Raw genomic sequence first — 17,669 nt, forward strand, 5'->3', positions numbered from 1 at the left:
GTCAGCGGTTCGTCCCGGACAGGGCGTCACGGAGCCGGTCGACCATACCGATACCGGGGTCGAGAACCATGTTGGCCGGCGGCTGGTCCGGTGCGGAGGGATGCGGCCGCGTCGGAGCGGACCCCTTGGCCATGACGACCTTCTTGCCGAGGTCGTCGAGCTCTTCGAGCGTGCACGCCTTGGACAGCCTGGGCAGCAGCGTGCTTTCCTCGTCGGCGATGTGCTCCCGGGCGAAGTCGATCAGCCGACCGGTCAGGCGCTCGAACTCCCGCTCGGTGACATCGAGCTCTTCCAGCCGTTGGAGAATCCGTTCGACCTCGGTGTGCTGCCTGATCGCCCTGTCGGCGAGTTCGTCGCCGTCGGCGAGCTTCTCGCGCGCGGCCGGGTAGAGGTACTGCTCCTCGGAGACGCTGTGACACACCAGTTCCGTGATCACGTGGTCCATCAGGGCACGGCGACGTTCGGGAGAACCAACGCCCTGTTCCAGCTCGCCGAAGGACTCCTCCACGGACCGGTGGTCGGCGATGAGGATCCGGACGATATTTTCTCCCTCGATGTCGGTCATGTTCGCTCCCTCCGGATCTGCACTGCGTGCCTTTTCGTCTTCGACGTCGATGGAACGATCGACGCTCGCTTCATGACCGTCGTTACCCGAAATGCGGTCCGTGAAACCCTCCGAGGTGGTCACCGGGAATGGTGAACGGAGTACGAGCGTTGAACCCGTTGAACTTCAGTACCAGGCCCGCCGGTAGCTGCCCACAGTTACCCGGCGGTCAAGCGGTAGTCGCGGAGTCGTTGTTCCCCAGCTCGGTCCTCGCCGGGCGAGGAGAACGTGAGAGGTTTTATGTCGCAAGTCAGTACAGGCCAGGAACGAGCCGAGGCGCACCAGGACCAGGACCTGGTGGGATACTACCTCAACGAGATCGGCTCGCGGCCGCTGTTGAGCGCCGACGAGGAGGTCGCCCTGGCCAAACGCATCGAGGCCGGAGTCTACGCCGCCGAGTTGCTGCGCCGGGTCGAGGCCGGTGAGCGGGGCGCCGACGAGCAGCAGCGGCGCGACTGGAAACTGGTGGCGCGCGACGGTCGTCGGGCCAAGGAGGAGATGATCACCGCGAACCTGCGGCTGGTCGTGTCGGTGGCCAAGAAGCAGCACCGCTCCGGGGTGCCCTTCGCCGACGTCATCCAGGAGGGCAACGCCGGGTTGATCCGAGCCGTGGAGAAGTTCGATTACACCAAGGGTTACAAGTTCTCCACCTACGCCACCTGGTGGATCCGCCAGTCGATCAACCGCGGGCTGGCCGAGCAGTCCCGGACCGTTCGGCTACCGGTGCACATGGTCGAGCAGCTCAACAAGTTCGACCGCCTGGAACGCAGGCTCGGGATGCGGCTCCAGCGCGAACCCACGCTGGAGGAGGTCGCCGCGGAAGCGGGAGTGACCGCCGAGCGCATCGCCGACATGCGCCAGTCGGCCCGCGACGTGGTCAGTCTCGACATCCCGGTCGGCGAGGACGGCGAAACCAGTGTCGGTGACCTCCTGGAGGACCCCGAGGCACCGCGCGCGGCCGACGTGGCCGAGCACCGTGCCTTCACCGCCGACATGCACACGCTGCTCGAGTCCCTGCCCGAACGCGAGGCACGGGTCGTGGCGCTCCGTTACGGCCTGCACGACGGCCACCAGCACACCCTGCAGCACGTGGCCACCCGTCTGGGGCTCAGCCGTGAGCGCATTCGCCAGCTCGAACGCCAGGCGTTGAGTCAGCTTCGCAACCCCGAACGCAGCCGACCGCTGCAGGCCTGGGCCAGCTGACCGGTTCCCGGTCGGCGTGGCCCGGGTACCGCCCGGCGGCGGTGTCCGGTCACTTCCCTCCTCGGCGCACCGAACGAGTTTACCCGGATACGCACCGGGTACGGCGGTGCGGAGACCGCTTGTGGACACGAGGAGGGAAGTTCGCCATGAGCTACACCGATACCGGGCAGCCCCAGAGCGGTGGTTCCGACTACACCTTCTGGAAAGACCACACCCACATCTCGTTGTCACCGGTAGCCGCGCCGTCGATCCTCGGGTTGTTCGGCTTCGCGGCCGCGACTTTCATGGTCGCGGCGAACCTGGCCGGCTGGTACGGCAATCCGGTCACCACGCCACTGATCCTGTTCCCCTTCGCCATGGCCTTCGGCGGCATCGCCCAGTTCCTCGCCGGAATGTGGGCCTACCGTGCCCGTGACGCCGTGGCCACCGCAGCGCACGGCACCTGGGGTTCGTTCTGGATCGGGTACGGCATTTACCACGTCTTCATCGCAGTGGGGCTCCTGCCCGGTCCGTCGACCAGCGTCACGGCCGGGGTCGCCTTCGGTTTCTGGTTCGCCGTGCTCGCGGCCATCACCTGGTCGACGGCGTTCGCCGCGATGCCGGACAATATCGTCATCGGCACCGTGCTGCTCGTGCTCGCCGCCGGTTCGACCCTGCTGGCGATCGGGCTGATCGCCCAGCTCTCGGTCATCGAGACCATCGGCGCGATCGTGCTGGTCGCCTCCGCGTGCCTCGCCTGGTACGCGGCGACCGCGATGATGCTGCAGGCCAGCTCCGGACGGGTGATCCTGCCGATGGGCAAGCCCGACAAGCGGAGCAACGTGCCGGGGGCCGTCCCCCAGCAGCGCATCCAGTACGAATCCGGCGATCCGGGGCTGAAGGTGGGTCAGTGACCACACCCGAGCCGAACGAAACCGAGCCGCCGGGAACGGTTCCCGGCGGCTCGGATCGTGACGGTTCCGCACCACGTCCGGAGGCGATCCGGCGGATTTTTCACCCGTCGTCACCACGCTCGCGCGACCGGAAGAAGTTGCTCGGTAATCCGTTCTCGGGCTCCTCCCGATAGGGGTCGCCGGAACGGCTCCCCACTCCTCCGCCCACTGCCGGATGACCCGGTGGTCAGTGGTCGGTGGTGACCAGCGTCCGGCCGGGGTGTTCCTCGTGCTCGAGGCGGGACGTGGTCGACCTCCTTCCGCGCCGTGGAGAACTCCACGAACCGGCTTGTGCACGGCGTGGGCAGGGCGGTTCGAGTCGCTGTGCGCGGCGGAGTACCCGTCCGGTGGCGGAGGTCGCTCGCCGTCCGGCACCACCGAACAGCGATCCGCGCGCCCGAACACTCGTGCCCCGGGGCACAGCCGGTGCGGCAACGGTCGATCGCGTGTTCGCGTGCCGATGACGTCCGGATCCGGGAGTGCCGGGTTTGATCCGGCGAGCTCGCGGGCAACCCAGGTATTGGAACCGACGACTCCGGATGCGACGACGACGGAGTTCGTCTCCGAAGGGGGTTGACCTGTATGTCATATCCCGGTGGGAACCGTTCCTTCATCCACGACACGACCGGCTACGACAAGGACGCGGTCGAGTACGTCCTCCGGGGCCGCACCTGGCAGAGCTGGCACGAGATCCTGGAGTGGCTGCGGGCCGACGGGGTCGGCGACCCGCACCTGTCCCAGCAGGAAGTGCAGGCGCTGCGTCAGGACATGGAGCGCGCGGCCACTCGTGGTGCGCACCTGTCCGAGGACCCCGACCGGATGTGGCGCGAGTTGAAGCGATGACGGGTTCCGGGTCGCCGCCGGATCAGGTGGGTGACCCGACGCGGGCAGCCGATCCCGGCAACGACGATGCGAAGGAGACGGTCATGCAGCACGATGCGTTCATCGGCCAGGTGCAAGCCCGTGCTCACCTCCCCAGCAGGGGAGCCGCCGAGGGCGCCACGCGAGCCACGCTGGAAACGCTGGGAGAACGGATTCCGGAGCAACTCGCCGACCACGTGGCCGCGCAGTTGCCCTCGGAGATCGGAGTGAGCCTGCGCAGGACGGAAGTGCTCAGCGGAGCGGGCACCGGGGAGCGTTTCGATCTCAACGAGTTCATCCAGCGCGTCGCCACCCGCTCGGGCATGGACGAGCCGGGGGCCGCCTACTCCTGCCGCGTGGTTCTCGAAGTGATGCGCGAGGCGACCCAGGGCGGAGTGATGAACAAGATCCGCGACGCGCTTCCCGAGCAGCTGCGCGAACTCGTCGACGCGGGAAGCAGTGGCGAGATGAGGACGACGTGAGCGGGGACCGCTCCGCGCGGTCCCGGCCCAGGACGCTGAGAGGAGGCACGCGGTGAGCGAACGGAATTCGGAGGAGGAACTCCGGCAGGAGGAGGAAGCCGACTTCGCCGAGGAGCACACCCGTCCCACCTACGAGGACGAGCATTCCGACTCCGTGAGCGCACCGGGTGACGAGTCGGTTCCCGAGGGCCCGGGCGGAGAAACTCGCGAGGATCCGAAAAAGCCGCTCTGAGGCGCTCGGCGACTCACCCGCCGCGCAGCACTCGGAAAGGAGTTTCCATGGACGGGGAAAACCGTCCGGGCACGGGGCACGCCGAGGAACCGGACGAGCACGGTCACGTGCCGGATGTCGAGGACGAGGACTACGACGTGGCGACCGGGGACAAGGTCACTCCCGAGGACGACTACGACACGTCCGACACGGAGGTCGGCGCGGAGACCACCTCGCAGACCCCCGCATCCTCGACACGTCATCTGCCCGAGGACATGCCTCCGTAGACACGGAGCGAACGAGCGAAACAGGGGTGCCGTCGAAAGCCGGCACCCCTGTTCGTGCGGTCGTCCGCCGATGCTCAGGCACCTTCCCCCGCCAACCGCGCCTGGAGCATTTGCTTGCCCTGTTCACCGGCCTTGCGGTTGTTCTCCTGGATCTTGCGGAGCCACTCGGCCAGCTCGCCGTCACCCTCGCGTTCGGCGTCGGCGATGTAGGTCTCCATCTGCCACACGTTCTGCAGGGACAACTGCAACACGGTCAAGAGGTTGTAGTTCTTGTCCTTTGCCGGCGACTGCATCGTCGTCATCGCCGTGCTCCCTTCGGTGTCTCGACTGCCCTCGGCCGGTTCCGCGGGACGCGCTCGGGGAACCCCGGGTTCGGCCTGCTGTTCACGACCACCCTCGGCAGGGTCCTCGGGATGCACGTCGGGATTCGCGGCATCCTCTGTCATGGCGTCTCACTTCCTCGTGAGCGGTGCTGTCGAGTTCCGCCGCGAGTCACGCGGGATTCTCCCGCAGCACCGGCTCACCAAGTTGTTTGCCCCGCGGTGCCACGGCCGAAACAGCCTCTCGGCAGGTCGAGCCCTCGGAATCCGTGCTCAGGCCGCAGCGGCCCCCTCGACGCCGAGGAGACCGAGCAGCTGCTCACGATGCAGTTCGGCGACCGGATGCAGCAGGTCGGGATGCCGCAGCAGGGGTGTCGCCGCACGCTCGCGCGTGCCCGGATCGGTAAGTCGCCGGAACTCGGCCGGCATCCCGGTGCCGTGCTCGGTGGCGGCGACCGCCTCGGTCGCGAGGTCGGGATCGGCGAGCAGGCAGCAGGCCCAGCTCGCGAGCACTTCGTCGACCCAGGTGCGCCACGCGTACTCGTCGTCGGAGAGCGTTTCGACGCCGGCGAGCCGGTCCAGTCGTGCGGATCCACCGGGCCCGGCCAGGGCCACCAGAGTCGCATCCATCTCCGTGCTATAGCGCAACCGTGCGGCGACAGTGACCGCCTGTTGCGCCTGCGTCTCCGCCAGCACGCGATCGAACGCCCCACCGGAGCTCGGGTAGGACCGGTTCAACCAGCGGGCCGTGGCCGCGAGGACCGGCGAAAGATCCGTTGACACGAAGAAAGCACCTCGCTTTCACGCAGCCGACGACGCAAGACGACTACGCACTGTTTATGACCTGGCGTTGTTTTCCACGGTAAACGGCTGCGCATCCCCCCTGATAACACGGTGAGACATGAATAACGACACTGTCCGTGCGCGAGAGGACAGTGCCGGCCGCGGCGCATCGGCCGGTGCCGCGCGGGAGGCGACTTCCGCGGGCGACGACACACGGACGGGTGTTGACGCCCCCCGAGAACGAAGCCACCATTTGCGCTATAAGCAATAGCATGCGTAATGAGCAACAATGGACTCGTCGTTCAGGACGCAGCTTTGGATCCTCCGCTGCTCGGGCGCGGGTTTGGCGCGAGAGGCGCGGAGGGAACCGTCGGGTGAGCCCGCCGATCGCAAGGGAGTGGCCGATGAGGATCCTGGTCGCCGACACCTTCCCGGAAACCCCGCTGAACGAGATCACCCGACGAGCTCACGACTGCGCCTACGAACCGGAGACCACCACCGACCAGCTGCCCGACAAGCTCGACGGCCACGAGGTTCTCGTCGTCAGGAGCACCCGAGTCCCCGCTGAGGTGTTCGACCGGGCCGACGGGCTGCGGCTGGTCATCCGGGCCGGGTCCGGCACCGACACCATCGACCTCGACGCGGCCTCCGCGAGGGGCGTCCACGTCTGCAACGTGCCGGGGCGAAACGCGGTCGCGGTAGCCGAACTCGCTTGCGCACTGCTGCTGGCGCTGGACCGCGACATCGTCGAGAACGTCACCGACCTGCGTGCCGGGCGCTGGGACAAGAAGCACCACGCCCGGGCGTGCGGCATCCTCGGGCGCCGGATCGGTGTCCTCGGGCTGGGAAAGATCGGCCTCGCCTTCGCCGAGCGGGCCACGGCCTTCGGTGCGGAGGTCCACGCCGTCACCAAACCGGAACGCGACCGGCAAACGCTGGAACGCGCCCGGGCGATCGGTGTCCACTTCGTCGACAGCCTGCACGAACTCGCACGGACCTGCGACGCCCTGTCGCTGCACCTGCCCGCCACCGAGGCCACGCGCGGGCTCGTCGACCGGGAGCTGCTCTCCCTGGTCCAGCCCGGCACGATCATCCTGAACACCTCGAGGGCCGAGCTCGTCGACGAGGACGCGTTGATCGAGGCCATGGACGACAAGGGGGTGCGTGCCGGGCTGGACGTCTTCGCCGACGAGCCCGCCGCGAGCACCGGAAACATCGATTCCCGGCTGGCCGGACACCCGGGCGTCTACGGGACCCACCACATCGGAGCCTCGACCGAGCAGGCACAACATGCGGTGGCCACCGAAGTCGTCCGCATGCTCGACGCGTTCGACGCGGGAGAGGTGCCGCACTGCGTGAATCCCGGGGCCGCGGTCCCGGCGCAGCAGGACCAGCCCGTGTCCCCCACACCGCTCAGTTCCGGCAGGGCCTGATGAACGCCCCGCAAGCGCAGCACGACGTCGCCACCCCCGGGGTTTCCCGCCCCGGCGCGGGCGTCACCGTGCGCGCCCCGCGAGTGCTTATCGCCGACCACCGCCCTCCCACCGGGGAGTCCGCCGACCCGCAGCGGGTGCGCCGGCTCCTCGACGCGGACGGCTACATGCACCCGGCCGTACCGGCCGTGATCGTGTACCGGGTGGAGATCGGTCACCACCGGCAGACCGGGGTGGTCCTGGAAGTCTCGGTCGAGGACTACCGCAACGGCCGGATCCGCCGCCACGAGGCGACCCGAGCCGAACGCGAGCAGCACCTCGTCGAGTCCACCGAGGCGTCCGGAATCGAGCAACTGCCGGTGATGCTGACGCACCCCGGTCGCATCGGACTGCACCGACAGCTCACCACGATCACGGACGAAGCCCCCGACGTGCGTTTCACCGGTACCGACGGGGCCGTCCACTCCGTGTGGTCGCGTCACGACCCCGAACTCGCGCGGACCGTTCAGGACGAGGTCGGCCGCATCGAGGCGCTCTACATCGCCGACGGCCACCACAGGATGGCGGCGGCGGAGCGCTACGCCTCCCGCCGAAGCCACCTCGGTGCCGACCACAGCAGCGGGTTCACCCTCGCCACGCTCTTTCCCAGCGACGAGATGCGCATCCTCGGCTACCATCGCTGCCTTCCGCTGCCTCCGGGGACGAGCACCTCGGAGGCGCTCGACGTGCTCGCCGCACATCCCACGATCACGCGGATCGAGGAGTGCGGTCCGGAAGCCGCGCATCCCGAGCTCGGGATCGTGGTGGCGTATCTGGACGGCCGGTACTACCGGCTGCGACTGCGTCCCCCGCGCGAACCCGAGCACGTGCGCGCGTCACTCGACGTCGTCCTCCTCGACGAGGAGATCCTTCCCACCGCTTTCGGTCGTGCCGGCTGGCCGACGGCCCGCACGGCGAACGACGCCGACTGCTGGTGCCCCCGGGGCACTGCGATCCACTTCCTGCTGCACCCGCCCCGCGTCGAGCAGGTCATGTCCATCTCGGACGCCGGACTGGTCATGCCACCGAAGTCGACGTGGTTCGCCCCCAAGGCCGAAGTCGGCCTGTTCGTCCGCAAGCTGAGTCAGTAGCACCTCCACGGTCCGGCCCCTCCCTCCGATCCCGGCGATGCGCACCACTCTTTCGGGTGTTTTCGGCGCGCTGATCAAGCAGTACCCCGGTCAGCGAAGAAAGATGACGCGATGACGCTGTGGTGCACGAGTCTCGGCACCAGTAAGAACAGGCCATCGTGGCGTGTATCACCGCATCAGGATTCGTCGTCGCCCAAGAGTGACGAGACGCCGCATGTCGTCGACGAGGGAGGGAAATGCGCACTGGTGAGATGAGCGCGCTGGACACGGCCTTTCTGTGTCTGGAGCATCCCAGCACACCGATGCACATCGGCGCCGTCGCGATCTTCGAGCCGCATCGGGAGGCCGACACGACCCGCGTCACCGGGCTGCTCTCCGAACGGGTGCGGCGGGTACCGCAGCTGCACCGCCGAATACGAACCTCCTGGTTTCCCTGGACGAACCCGTACTGGGAAACCGACCGGAGGTTCCGCGCCGAGGAGCACGTTCGGGTGCACGAGCTGCCCTGGCCGGGGGGACCGGGCGAGCTCACCGATCTCGCCTCGCGGGTGGCGGCCGAACCGCTCGACCTCTCCCGTCCGCCGTGGGAACTGCACGTGATCACCGGACTCCAGCACGGTCGCTTCGCCCTGCTGATCAAGCTGCACCACGCACTGGCCGACGGAGCCAGAGCCGTCGAGATCGGTCTCGGCCTGCTGGACGGCTTCGAGGTCAAAGCGGCCCCCCGATCGAGCAGCACGCCCCAGCCGAACGACGCGCCGGAGCGCGGCTGGGTTTCGATCGCCCGCGAGGGCCTGACCTCGCTGTCCCGACCGGAGCGACTCGCCAGGACCACAGCGACGGTGGCGAACGAATGTCACCGGATGTTGCGACGGAGCTCCCGGGCACTCGACATCGGGCGCTCCGTGGCCGAACACGCCCGGCTGCCCGCTTCCGACTCACCGCTGCTGGCCCTGCCCTCGACGAACAAGCGCGTCGAGCTGCTCTCGCTGGAGACACAGGATCTGCGACGGCTGCGCACGCGCCACGGCGGCACCACGAACGACATGCTGCTCGCGGTGATCACCGGTGCACTGCGACTGTGGCTGACCAGCCGTGGGCATCACGTCGACGACCTCACCCTGCGGGCGCTGATCCCCGTCAACCACCGCTCCCGAGCGGCCGGGCGCACGGGCAACAACCAGCTGTCCGGGTACTTGTGCGATCTTCCCGTCTCCGAGCCCGACCCGGAAGTCAGACTGCGGGCCGTGCGGGAGTCGATGACGCGCAACAAGTCCACCAACCCGCTGCGCGGCCCCGGGGCACTTCCGGTGCTGGCCGAGCAGCTGCCCGCCGCCACGCACCGGCTGATGACCCGAGCCGTCGGTCACTGCGCTCCGCTGCTGTTCGACACCGTCATCACGAACGTGCCCCTGCCGAACGTGCCCGCCGCTCTCGACGGAGCCGGGCTGCGCGAGCTGTATCCGCTCGTTCCGGTGGCCGCCGGGCACTCGCTCTCCATCGCCGCGTCCCAGTATCGCGACCGCGTCCACGTCGGTCTCCAGGCCGGCCGGGAGGCCCTTCCCGACATCGAGAAACTCAACGAGGCCCTGCCGCACGCCCTCGCCGAGCTGGACGACCTTCCCTCCTGAACGGTGCACGACCACTGCCGGTCACTCGGGCGGGGAGAGCACCACGGCGGAGTTGTGCCCGCCCATTCCCAGCGCCGACTTCACCGTGATTCCGCCCGTCACGGAGGTGGGACCGTCGAGGAGCCGGGGGTTCCCGGGAGCCACCGCGGGGGGTGCAGGGATGACGCCGCGGTCGTAACCGAGCGCGGCCACGGCGATCTCCACGGCCGAGGCCGCCCCCTGGCAATGACCGACGAGCGGCTTGACCGAGTAGAGCTCCGTGTGCCGGGACAACACCTGGTCGGCGACCGTGGACTCGGCCCGGTCGCACTGCGCGGTGCCCGGCCCGTGGGCGTTGAGGTAGCGGACGTCCTCGCCCCGGACTCCGGCGTTGTCCAGCGCCTCGCGGAAGCAGCCGATCACCTCGGTCAGGTCCGGATCGATCGAGGTGACGTGGTGGGCGTCGTGGGACATCGCCCCACCGAGCACCCGCGCGTACGGATTCGGCGAGCGCCGCGACAGCACCGCGCCGACCGCGGCCTCTCCCATGGTGAAACCGCTGCTGCCCTGCTGGAACGGCCGGCAGGCATCCAGCGGATCGGTGTCGGTGACGGTGACGCCGAGCCGGGAGAAGTGCAGCACGTTCTCCGGGGTGGCCGACAGGTCCGTGGCCACGAACACCACGTCGTCGACGATGCCGCCGTCGAGCCAGGCCTTCGCCGTGAGCAGTCCCGCGTTGCCGGAGGCGCACATCGCCGAAACGTTCATCGCCGGCCCGTGGAACCCGAACTCCCGCATCAGCGTCGACATCGGTGTCGAGGGCATGAGCGAGAGGTAGTCGCGCACCGGCACGTGACCGTCGCGGGTCATGTAGAAGTCCCGCCACAGGTCCACCTCGCCGAGCACGACCGCGTGCAACAGGCCGACCCGTCTTCCCGGCTGCCAGCCGCGGTGGCCGGCGTCGGTGATCGCCTCCCGCGCAGCCGCCCGCATCGACCTCGCGAAGCGGCTCGGGCCGTCCTGCTCGTGGCCGCCGTCGGGCACGGTGGCCACCCACGCCGCCCGGTCCCCTTCCGGGCCGTGCCCGTCGACCCGCCGGGCGGCGTGCCCGCCCGCGGTCACACCGTTCCAGAGCACCTCGCGGCCCCAGCCGTAGCCGGTGACCGCACCGATGCCGCACATGCCGAAACCCGAATCGTCCATCGTCCGTCCTCGTCTCCTGCCGATATCACGCTGGGACACCACGAGAATGGTGATACTTTCGCGTTTTTGCCACTGAATGTGTTCGCCCTCTCCGGTTTATTAGTCCAGAAGTGTGAAAATCAACTTTCAAGCGAAGCATATATCGCGTGAACGCACACGTATCGTCACTTTCTTCGCGTATCGTGCCCTCAGACGAGGGGGAAGTAAGATTGGAACCCAACAAAAGGGGGAAACCGAGGAACAACGCCGGTGAACACCGCCGGTCTCTTCGGGTCGGAGGGAGTATGGACGCTGACCGCCACGACGCAGACCGTCCTCCGACCGTCCCGCAGGACCGCGAGCTCGTGGACCTGGTGCTGTCGGCCAACGACGCCGTCATGTGGTCGTTCGACTTCACCGGCGAGCTCACCTGGATGTCCGGCATGGACACGCTGCTGGGAAAGCCCGGTGCTGACGTCGAGGAAATCCGCGCCCCGCTGTACGAACTCCTCAAACCGCTGATCACGGCCGCACGGACGACCCCCGTGTGGCAGGACCTCGATCTGGAGCAGCCGCTCGAGCTTCCGGGAGGACAGCGGCGGATACGGTTCCACGCTCGCAGGTACGGCGACACCGACACCGGTGGAGTCGTCGGTGTCGCCACCGACGCCTCCACCTCGTACGAGGACCAGCAGAGCCTGGCCGACCTCGCGGAGCGCTACCGCCTGCTCGTGGAGCTGACTCCGGACGCGATCTGCGTCCACCAGGACAGGGTGATCAAGTACGTCAACCCCGCCACCGTCAGGATGCTGGCCGCCGAGTCCGAGAAGGCCCTACTCGGTGCTCGGATCACCGACTTCGTGAGTGATTCCTCGCTCGAACAGCTACGAGCGCGGCTGGCCACGCTGACGTCACCGGGATCCACCTCGGAACCGACGGAGGCCACCCTCCTGCGTTGCGACGGCGCGGAGGTCGTCGTCGAATCCGTCGCGGTGCGCACCACCTGGTGGGGACGACCCGCCTACCAGGTCATCATGCGGGATCTCACGGATCAGCGGGCGGCCGAGGCGACCCTGCGCTACCAGGCGGCCCTGGTCGAGCACGTCAGCGACGCGATCGTCGCCACGACCTCGGAGGGCGTGGTGACCAGCTGGAACCCGGCGGCGGAGACCGTGTACGGAATCCCCGAGCAGCAGGCCGTGGGCCGCCACGTCAGCGAACTGGTCGGCGCTCCCATGGAACCGGCGGCGGTGCTGACCAGTGGCGGCGTGACCCGGGCCGTGCACCAACGCGCCGACGGGTCTCCCCTGACCATCCGCATCTCCGCTGCCGAGATGGACGAGGGCTTCGTGCTGCTGTGTGCCGACGAGACCGCGCAGCGGCGCGCCGAGCAGCATTTCGCCGTCGTGGTCACAGCCCTCGACGAAGGAGTCCTCGTGCTCGATCCGACGGGCGCGATCACCTCGGCGAACCCCGCGGCTCAGCAGATCCTCGGCACGAGTGAGACCGACATCGTCGGCTCGTCACCCGTGACCTGGTCGCTGTACGACGAATCCGGGAACGAGCTGCCGCCGCGGGAGCACCCCTCGATGTATACGCAGTGGAGCGGGCAGCCGCAGAACTCGCGCGTGCTGCGGCTGCGACGCCCGGACGGGACCAGCGTGTGGCTGGCGATCAACTCGCGCCCGCTCATGCCCGGCGACCAACCGCCGCACTCGGTGGTCATCTCCTTCACCGACATCACAGAGAGCCGAGCCGTCCACGCACGCCTGGAGCAGGAGGCCACGCACGACCCCCTGACAGGCCTGGCCAACCGCACCCTGGTGCTGCAACGGCTGCGTACCGCCTTGCAGAGCTCCACCCGGAAGCAGTCGATGGCGATGCTGTTCGTCGACCTGGACCAGTTCAAGGTCATCAACGACTCCCTGGGCCACAACACCGGTGACAAAGTGCTGCGCACGGTCGGACAACGCCTGAACACCGCGGTGCGCCACGACGAGCTCGTCGGACGCCTCGGCGGCGACGAGTTCGTCGTCCTCACCCACCTCGGCCCCTCCAGAGATCGGAGTGCACACGGCGAACCCCGCGAGCTGGCCGAGAAACTGCGCGCTCGGCTCTCCGAGGAGATCACCGTGGCGGACCGGTCCCTGCACATCGACGCCAGCATCGGGATCGTACTGGCACCACCGAACGACACCAGGACCGCCGAGGACCTGCTCCGGGACGCCGACGTGGCGATGTACCAGGCCAAGGAATGCGGGCGCGGACGCTCCGCGTTCTTCGACGTCGAGCTTCGTGAGCGCATGCAGCGGCACATGCGGCTGGAACAGGACCTGCGCGGCGCCGTGCGCAACGACCAGCTCTGGCTGGCCTACCAACCCGTGATCGACCTGCGCACAGATCGAACGGTGGCCGTGGAGGGCCTGCTGCGCTGGACCCACCCCGAGCACGGAACGGTCTCACCGGGCGAGTTCATCCCGTTGGCCGAGGAAAGCGAACTGATCAACCGCATCGGCGGACACATGCTGAGCACGGCCGTTCACGAACTGGCCTTCCACCGCGGCCGGTGCGAACTCAGCACGAGGCTCAAGGTGAACCTGTCCGTACGCCAGCTCGACGACCCCTGGCTGCTGACGACCGTGCGACAGACGCTGAGCGACAACGACCTGCCCGCGCGCACGCTGTGCCTGGAGATCACCGAAAGCGCGCTCATGCGCGACTCCGCGGAGGCCACTCGGGTCCTGCACTCCCTGCGCGAGCTGGGGGTATCGCTGGCCATCGACGACTTCGGGACCGGCTACTCCTCACTGGCCCAGCTCCAGCGACTGCCCCTGGACATCCTCAAAATCGACCGTTCCTTCATCGCCGAGCTCGAACAGTCCCCGGGCGCCGAGAACATCGTCACCAGCATCATCGCCATGGCGCACACCATGAACCTGACCGTGGTGGCCGAGGGGGTCGAAACCGTCGAACAGCTCGACCTGCTGCGCTCCCTCGGCTGTGACCAGGCACAGGGCTACTACCTCGGTAGACCCGCCCCGGCGAGGGAGTTCTTCGGCGCCGCCGTCTCGGACACGACGAGCATCCCACCCCAGCAGCACGGCGATCGGCACACCAGTGACCGCTCGACGAGCGCTCCCGAGTAAGCCGCATCGGGCCGGTCGCGGAGCGGCCCGTCACGCGGATGCGTCCGCTCGGGTTTCGCCCCCGGTGGTGTAGCGGTCCTTGAGCGTGCTCTTGACCAGCTTGCCGGTCGGTGTTCTCGGCAGCTCGTCGACGAAGTCGACGCTGCGCGGGGCCTTGTAGTGCGCGATCCGCTCCCGCGCGTAGTCCAGCAGTTCCCGTTCCAGTTCCGGTCCCGGTGACACCTCCGGCGCGGGCTGCACGACGGCCTTGACCGCCTCGCCCATCTCCGCGTCGGGGACGCCGATCACCGCGACGTCGACGATGCGGGGTGCAGGGCCAGGGCGTTCTCGGCCTCCTGCGGGTAGACGTCGACACCCCCGGGAATGATCATGAACGCCTTGCGGTCGGTGAGGAACAGATCACCGGCGGTGTCGACGTAGCCGAGATCGCCCACGGTGGCGCAGTGCGGCCACCGTGGGTGCCGAGCGGCTGCCGTCTTCTCCGGATCTCCCAGGTACTCGAACTCCATGTCCGAGCGTTCGAAGTAGACCGTGCCCACCTGTCCGGCCGGCAGCTCCCGCCCCGTTTCGTCACAGATCCGTACCGTGCCGAGCACGGCCGTGCCCACCGATCCCGGTTTGGCCAGCCACCGATGCGAGTCGATGAGCGTCATACCGGCACCTTCGGTGGAGGCGTAGTACTCGTACAGGATCGGTCCCCACCAGTCGATCATCGCGTGCTTGACCTCGACGGGGGCAGGGCGCGGCGGCGTGGAACGCCACTCCGTGGGTGGACAGGTCGTAGCGGGAACGCACCCGTTCGTCCAGTTTGAGCATCCGGACGAACATCGTCGGCACCCACTGGCTGTGCGTGGCTCCGTGGCGCTCGATCGCGCGCAACGCCTCCTCCGGAGCGAAGCGCTCCATCATCACCACCGTGCCGCCCAGAGCGTGAACCGCGGCTCCGTAGCGCAGCGGCGCGGCGTGGTAGAACGGCGCCGGAGAGAGGTACGCGCTGGCCCGACCGAGTCCGTAAGCGTTTTCCAACAGGTCCACGAGCGAATCACCGGGCTCGTCGACCCCGCGGTCCGGAAGCCGCGGTTCGATTCCCTTGGGGCGACCGGTCGTGCCCGAGGAATACAGCAGGTCGGCTCCGCACGGCTGGTCGGTCAACGGCGCGGCCGAGGCGGCGGCCAGCACGGACTCGTGATCCTCGAAGCCCACCACCCGCCCGCCGTAGGCCGACCTGATGGACACACCGGGGATGCGCCGCCCCACCTCCCGCGCCAGTTCGTGCAACGCCGCCGAGACCACCAGGGCCGTAGCCGCGGAATCATCGAGGATGTAGCAGACCTCGTCGGCCGTGAGGTGATTGTTCACCGCGGTGAGGTACATGCCCGAGCGCACCGTCGCCCAGTACACCTCGTGGGCGTGGATCGAGTTGTCGGTCAGCAACGCGACCACGTCTCCGGGTTTCGCTCCGGCCTCGCGCAGCACGTGAGCCAGTCGAGTGGATCGCTCGTCGAGTTCGCCGTAGGACAGCCGCGCACCGGATTCGGCCATGATCACGGCGGGGATCGGTCGCGGCGTGAGTGCCCGGGTACATACGGTCCTCCTCGAACCTGGCTCGATCGCGATCAAGCCTGCACCCGGCGGGAGAAGCGGCCAATACGCCCTTCGCAGCGACCTTGACCGCATCCACGCGCCTGATCAGCATGAGGTGGGTCACGGTCACCGGCGCAGCGGAGGACACCGATGCACTCCACCCACACCACGAGCGGGATGACCATCAGCGACCAGGTGGCCAGGCACGCGCGCACGATCCCCGACGACGTGGCCCTGCGGTTCCGGGGGGACGGCCGCACCTACCGGGAACTCGACGAGCGTGTGACACGGCTGGCCAACTCCCTGCGGCAGCGCGGGGCCGGCCCCGGCGATCGTATCGCCGTGCTGGGGCTCGACGGCCCGGAGATCGTCGAGTCCTACCTGGCCTGCACCCGGCTCGGAGCGATCTGCGTCCCGATCAATTTCCGGCTCGTGACCGACGAGATCGCTTACGTGCTCTCCGACAGCGGCGCCGTGGCCGCCGTGGTCGACACGGCGACGGCCGAGGCCATGACCGAGGCCCGCGAGCAACTTCCCGCCGTCGAAAACTGCCTGGTCATCGGCGCTTCCTCCGACCGCTCCGATACCGAGCACAGCTACGAGCAGGCGTTGCGGCAGGCCTCCTCGGAACCGGTCGATCTTTTCGTGGACGAGCACTCCCCCGCGTTCATCATGTACACCTCCGGCACCACCGGACGCCCCAAGGGAGCCGTGCTCACCCATCACAACCTGCTCATCCACGCGTTCAGCTCGATGGCCCACCTCGGCACGAGCGAGGACGACAAGGTCTGGCTCGCGGCGGTGCCGTTGTTCCACATCGCCGGCCTTTCGGGCATGCTGCCCAGCTTGTTACGCGGCGGGAGCACGGTGATCCTGCCTTCCGGCCGGTTCGATCCCACCGAGGTCGTCGACCTTCTCGAGCACGAGCGCGTTTCCTCGGTCTTCCTCGTTCCCGCGCAGTGGCAGGCGGTCTGCGATGTTCCCGGCATCGCTCGACGCGATCTCTCCGCCCTGCACCGAATCTCCTGGGGAGCGGCTCCGGCCCCGACGACGCTGCTACGGACCATGATCGAGACGTTTCCCCACGCCGAGGTGGTCACCTCCTTCGGCCAGACCGAGTGCAGTCCGATCACCACGACGCTGCGCGGCAGGGACGCCCTGCGCAAGCTCGGTTCCGTCGGAACCCCCATGCTCAACGTCGAGGCACGGGTCGTCGACGAGGACATGAACGACGTGCCCCGCGGGCAGGTCGGCGAGATCGTCTACCGCGGCCCCACGGTGATGAAGGAGTACTGGGGCAAACCTCGCGAGACCGCCGAGGTTTTCCGCGGCGGCTGGTTTCACTCCGGCGACCTGGTCCGTCAGGACGAGGAGGGGTACTGCTATCTCGTCGACCGCAAGAAGGACATGATCATCTCCGGTGGGGAGAACATCTACTGCGCCGAGGTCGAGGACGTGCTGGCCGCTCACCCGAAGGTGAGCGAGGTGGCACTGATCGGTGTGGCCGATCCGAAGTGGGGCGAGATTCCGCTGGCCGTCGTCGTCCCTCGCGAGACCACCGACCCGCCCACCGCGCACGACATCGACGGCTGGTGCCGAAAGCGCCTGGCCCGATACAAGACCCCCCGCGAGATGGCGACCGTCACCGCACTTCCCCGCAATCCCAGCGGCAAGGTACTCAAGACCGAACTCCGCTCCGAGTACGCGGCCGGAAGCACGACGAGCCACCGGGTCGAGTGACGAAAAAGTCCGACCGATGGTCACCGGTGTCGCGACGAACCCGAACGGACACCGCAAAACATCCCTCCCACTCCAAAAAACGCGGTTCCACGCTCCTTCGCATTGCGATATCTCACCCCCGAAACTCCACGAACGACAAAACTCGCCACAATTGCCCCTCG

General features: G+C 68.2%; 15 protein-coding genes and 1 pseudogene. 11 read left to right on the plus strand and 5 right to left on the minus strand.

Annotated elements, in window-relative coordinates:
* Position 1: 1 nt before the first annotated feature.
* Positions 2-565, minus strand: a complete 564-nt coding sequence (locus tag FHX42_RS11145; RefSeq protein ID WP_182544131.1) for a hemerythrin domain-containing protein — start codon at positions 563-565, stop codon at positions 2-4.
* 279 nt (positions 566-844) lie between these two features.
* Here FHX42_RS11145 and FHX42_RS11150 point away from each other — a divergent pair, with 279 nt between their 5' ends.
* From FHX42_RS11150 to FHX42_RS11175, 6 genes are all read left to right on the plus strand, one after another.
* On the plus strand, positions 845-1,807 hold the full coding sequence (locus FHX42_RS11150; protein ID WP_182544132.1) for a sigma-70 family RNA polymerase sigma factor: 963 nt from the start codon (positions 845-847) through the stop codon (positions 1,805-1,807).
* A 146-nt stretch (positions 1,808-1,953) separates the two neighbouring features.
* On the plus strand, positions 1,954-2,700 hold the full coding sequence (locus FHX42_RS11155) for an acetate uptake transporter family protein (RefSeq protein ID WP_182544133.1): 747 nt from the start codon (positions 1,954-1,956) through the stop codon (positions 2,698-2,700).
* Positions 2,701-3,321: 621 nt separating this feature from the next.
* A complete protein-coding gene (locus FHX42_RS11160; RefSeq protein WP_182544134.1) occupies positions 3,322-3,582 on the plus strand; it encodes a hypothetical protein in 261 nt (86 codons plus the stop codon).
* Positions 3,583-3,665: 83 nt separating this feature from the next.
* Entirely contained in the window at positions 3,666-4,082 is a 417-nt protein-coding gene (locus tag FHX42_RS11165; RefSeq protein ID WP_182544135.1) for a DUF2267 domain-containing protein, read from the plus strand.
* Between the two features lie 52 nt (positions 4,083-4,134).
* Positions 4,135-4,314, plus strand: a complete 180-nt coding sequence (locus FHX42_RS11170) for a hypothetical protein (RefSeq protein ID WP_182544136.1) — start codon at positions 4,135-4,137, stop codon at positions 4,312-4,314.
* A gap of 47 nt (positions 4,315-4,361) precedes the next feature.
* Positions 4,362-4,580, plus strand: coding sequence for a hypothetical protein (locus tag FHX42_RS11175; RefSeq protein WP_182544137.1), 219 nt, complete (start codon positions 4,362-4,364; stop codon positions 4,578-4,580).
* A 74-nt stretch (positions 4,581-4,654) separates the two neighbouring features.
* Here FHX42_RS11175 and FHX42_RS11180 read toward each other — a convergent pair whose 3' ends face one another.
* Together FHX42_RS11180 and FHX42_RS11185 are read right to left on the minus strand one after the other, a co-directional pair.
* On the minus strand, positions 4,655-4,882 hold the full coding sequence (locus FHX42_RS11180; RefSeq protein WP_182544276.1) for a hypothetical protein: 228 nt from the start codon (positions 4,880-4,882) through the stop codon (positions 4,655-4,657).
* Positions 4,883-5,173: 291 nt separating this feature from the next.
* Positions 5,174-5,683 (minus strand): hypothetical protein, encoded by a 510-nt coding sequence (locus FHX42_RS11185; RefSeq protein WP_182544138.1) that lies wholly within the window; start codon positions 5,681-5,683, stop codon positions 5,174-5,176.
* Between the two features lie 404 nt (positions 5,684-6,087).
* Between FHX42_RS11185 and FHX42_RS11190 the strand changes: the two genes are divergently transcribed.
* The 3 genes from FHX42_RS11190 to FHX42_RS11200 all read left to right on the plus strand — a co-directional run bounded on the left by FHX42_RS11190 (position 6,088) and on the right by FHX42_RS11200 (position 9,877).
* The gene (locus FHX42_RS11190; RefSeq protein ID WP_182544139.1) at positions 6,088-7,116 is read left to right on the plus strand and encodes an NAD(P)-dependent oxidoreductase; all 1,029 of its coding nucleotides are present in this window, start codon (positions 6,088-6,090) and stop codon (positions 7,114-7,116) included.
* Positions 7,116-8,246, plus strand: coding sequence for a DUF1015 family protein (locus tag FHX42_RS11195; protein WP_182544140.1), 1,131 nt, complete (start codon positions 7,116-7,118; stop codon positions 8,244-8,246). Before FHX42_RS11190 ends, FHX42_RS11195 begins: the two co-directional genes overlap by 1 nt.
* A gap of 236 nt (positions 8,247-8,482) precedes the next feature.
* Positions 8,483-9,877 (plus strand): wax ester/triacylglycerol synthase family O-acyltransferase, encoded by a 1,395-nt coding sequence (locus FHX42_RS11200; protein WP_182544141.1) that lies wholly within the window; start codon positions 8,483-8,485, stop codon positions 9,875-9,877.
* A gap of 21 nt (positions 9,878-9,898) precedes the next feature.
* Here the strand turns inward: FHX42_RS11200 and FHX42_RS11205 are convergent, their stop codons facing one another.
* Positions 9,899-11,059 (minus strand): beta-ketoacyl synthase N-terminal-like domain-containing protein, encoded by a 1,161-nt coding sequence (locus FHX42_RS11205; RefSeq protein ID WP_182544142.1) that lies wholly within the window; start codon positions 11,057-11,059, stop codon positions 9,899-9,901.
* Between the two features lie 284 nt (positions 11,060-11,343).
* Here FHX42_RS11205 and FHX42_RS11210 point away from each other — a divergent pair, with 284 nt between their 5' ends.
* Complete coding sequence (locus FHX42_RS11210) at positions 11,344-14,184, plus strand: sensor domain-containing protein (RefSeq protein WP_182544143.1); 2,841 nt, start codon at positions 11,344-11,346, stop codon at positions 14,182-14,184.
* Between the two features lie 30 nt (positions 14,185-14,214).
* On the opposite strand, the pseudogene FHX42_RS11215 reads toward FHX42_RS11210, so the two are convergent.
* Positions 14,215-15,769 (minus strand): annotated as a pseudogene (locus tag FHX42_RS11215) (acyl-CoA synthetase).
* Positions 15,770-15,918: 149 nt separating this feature from the next.
* On the opposite strand from FHX42_RS11215, the gene FHX42_RS11220 reads away from it, so the two are divergent.
* The gene (locus FHX42_RS11220) at positions 15,919-17,508 is read left to right on the plus strand and encodes a long-chain-fatty-acid--CoA ligase (protein WP_235987171.1); all 1,590 of its coding nucleotides are present in this window, start codon (positions 15,919-15,921) and stop codon (positions 17,506-17,508) included.
* Positions 17,509-17,669 lie beyond the last annotated feature (161 nt).

Origin of the sequence: Halosaccharopolyspora lacisalsi, assembly GCF_014137975.1 — a bacterium.
GTDB lineage: Bacteria > Actinomycetota > Actinomycetes > Mycobacteriales > Pseudonocardiaceae > Halosaccharopolyspora > Halosaccharopolyspora lacisalsi.

Coding starts and splice junctions, on each gene's coding strand:
- FHX42_RS11145 (WP_182544131.1), bottom strand. CDS start 565: ATGACCGACATCGAGGGAGAAAATATCGTCCGGATCCTCATCGCCGAC.
- FHX42_RS11150 (WP_182544132.1), top strand. CDS start 845: ATGTCGCAAGTCAGTACAGGCCAGGAACGAGCCGAGGCGCACCAGGAC.
- FHX42_RS11155 (WP_182544133.1), top strand. CDS start 1,954: ATGAGCTACACCGATACCGGGCAGCCCCAGAGCGGTGGTTCCGACTAC.
- FHX42_RS11160 (WP_182544134.1), top strand. CDS start 3,322: ATGTCATATCCCGGTGGGAACCGTTCCTTCATCCACGACACGACCGGC.
- FHX42_RS11165 (WP_182544135.1), top strand. CDS start 3,666: ATGCAGCACGATGCGTTCATCGGCCAGGTGCAAGCCCGTGCTCACCTC.
- FHX42_RS11175 (WP_182544137.1), top strand. CDS start 4,362: ATGGACGGGGAAAACCGTCCGGGCACGGGGCACGCCGAGGAACCGGAC.
- FHX42_RS11180 (WP_182544276.1), bottom strand. CDS start 4,882: ATGACGACGATGCAGTCGCCGGCAAAGGACAAGAACTACAACCTCTTG.
- FHX42_RS11190 (WP_182544139.1), top strand. CDS start 6,088: ATGAGGATCCTGGTCGCCGACACCTTCCCGGAAACCCCGCTGAACGAG.
- FHX42_RS11195 (WP_182544140.1), top strand. CDS start 7,116: ATGAACGCCCCGCAAGCGCAGCACGACGTCGCCACCCCCGGGGTTTCC.
- FHX42_RS11200 (WP_182544141.1), top strand. CDS start 8,483: ATGCGCACTGGTGAGATGAGCGCGCTGGACACGGCCTTTCTGTGTCTG.
- FHX42_RS11205 (WP_182544142.1), bottom strand. CDS start 11,059: ATGGACGATTCGGGTTTCGGCATGTGCGGCATCGGTGCGGTCACCGGC.
- FHX42_RS11210 (WP_182544143.1), top strand. CDS start 11,344: ATGGACGCTGACCGCCACGACGCAGACCGTCCTCCGACCGTCCCGCAG.
- FHX42_RS11220 (WP_235987171.1), top strand. CDS start 15,919: ATGCACTCCACCCACACCACGAGCGGGATGACCATCAGCGACCAGGTG.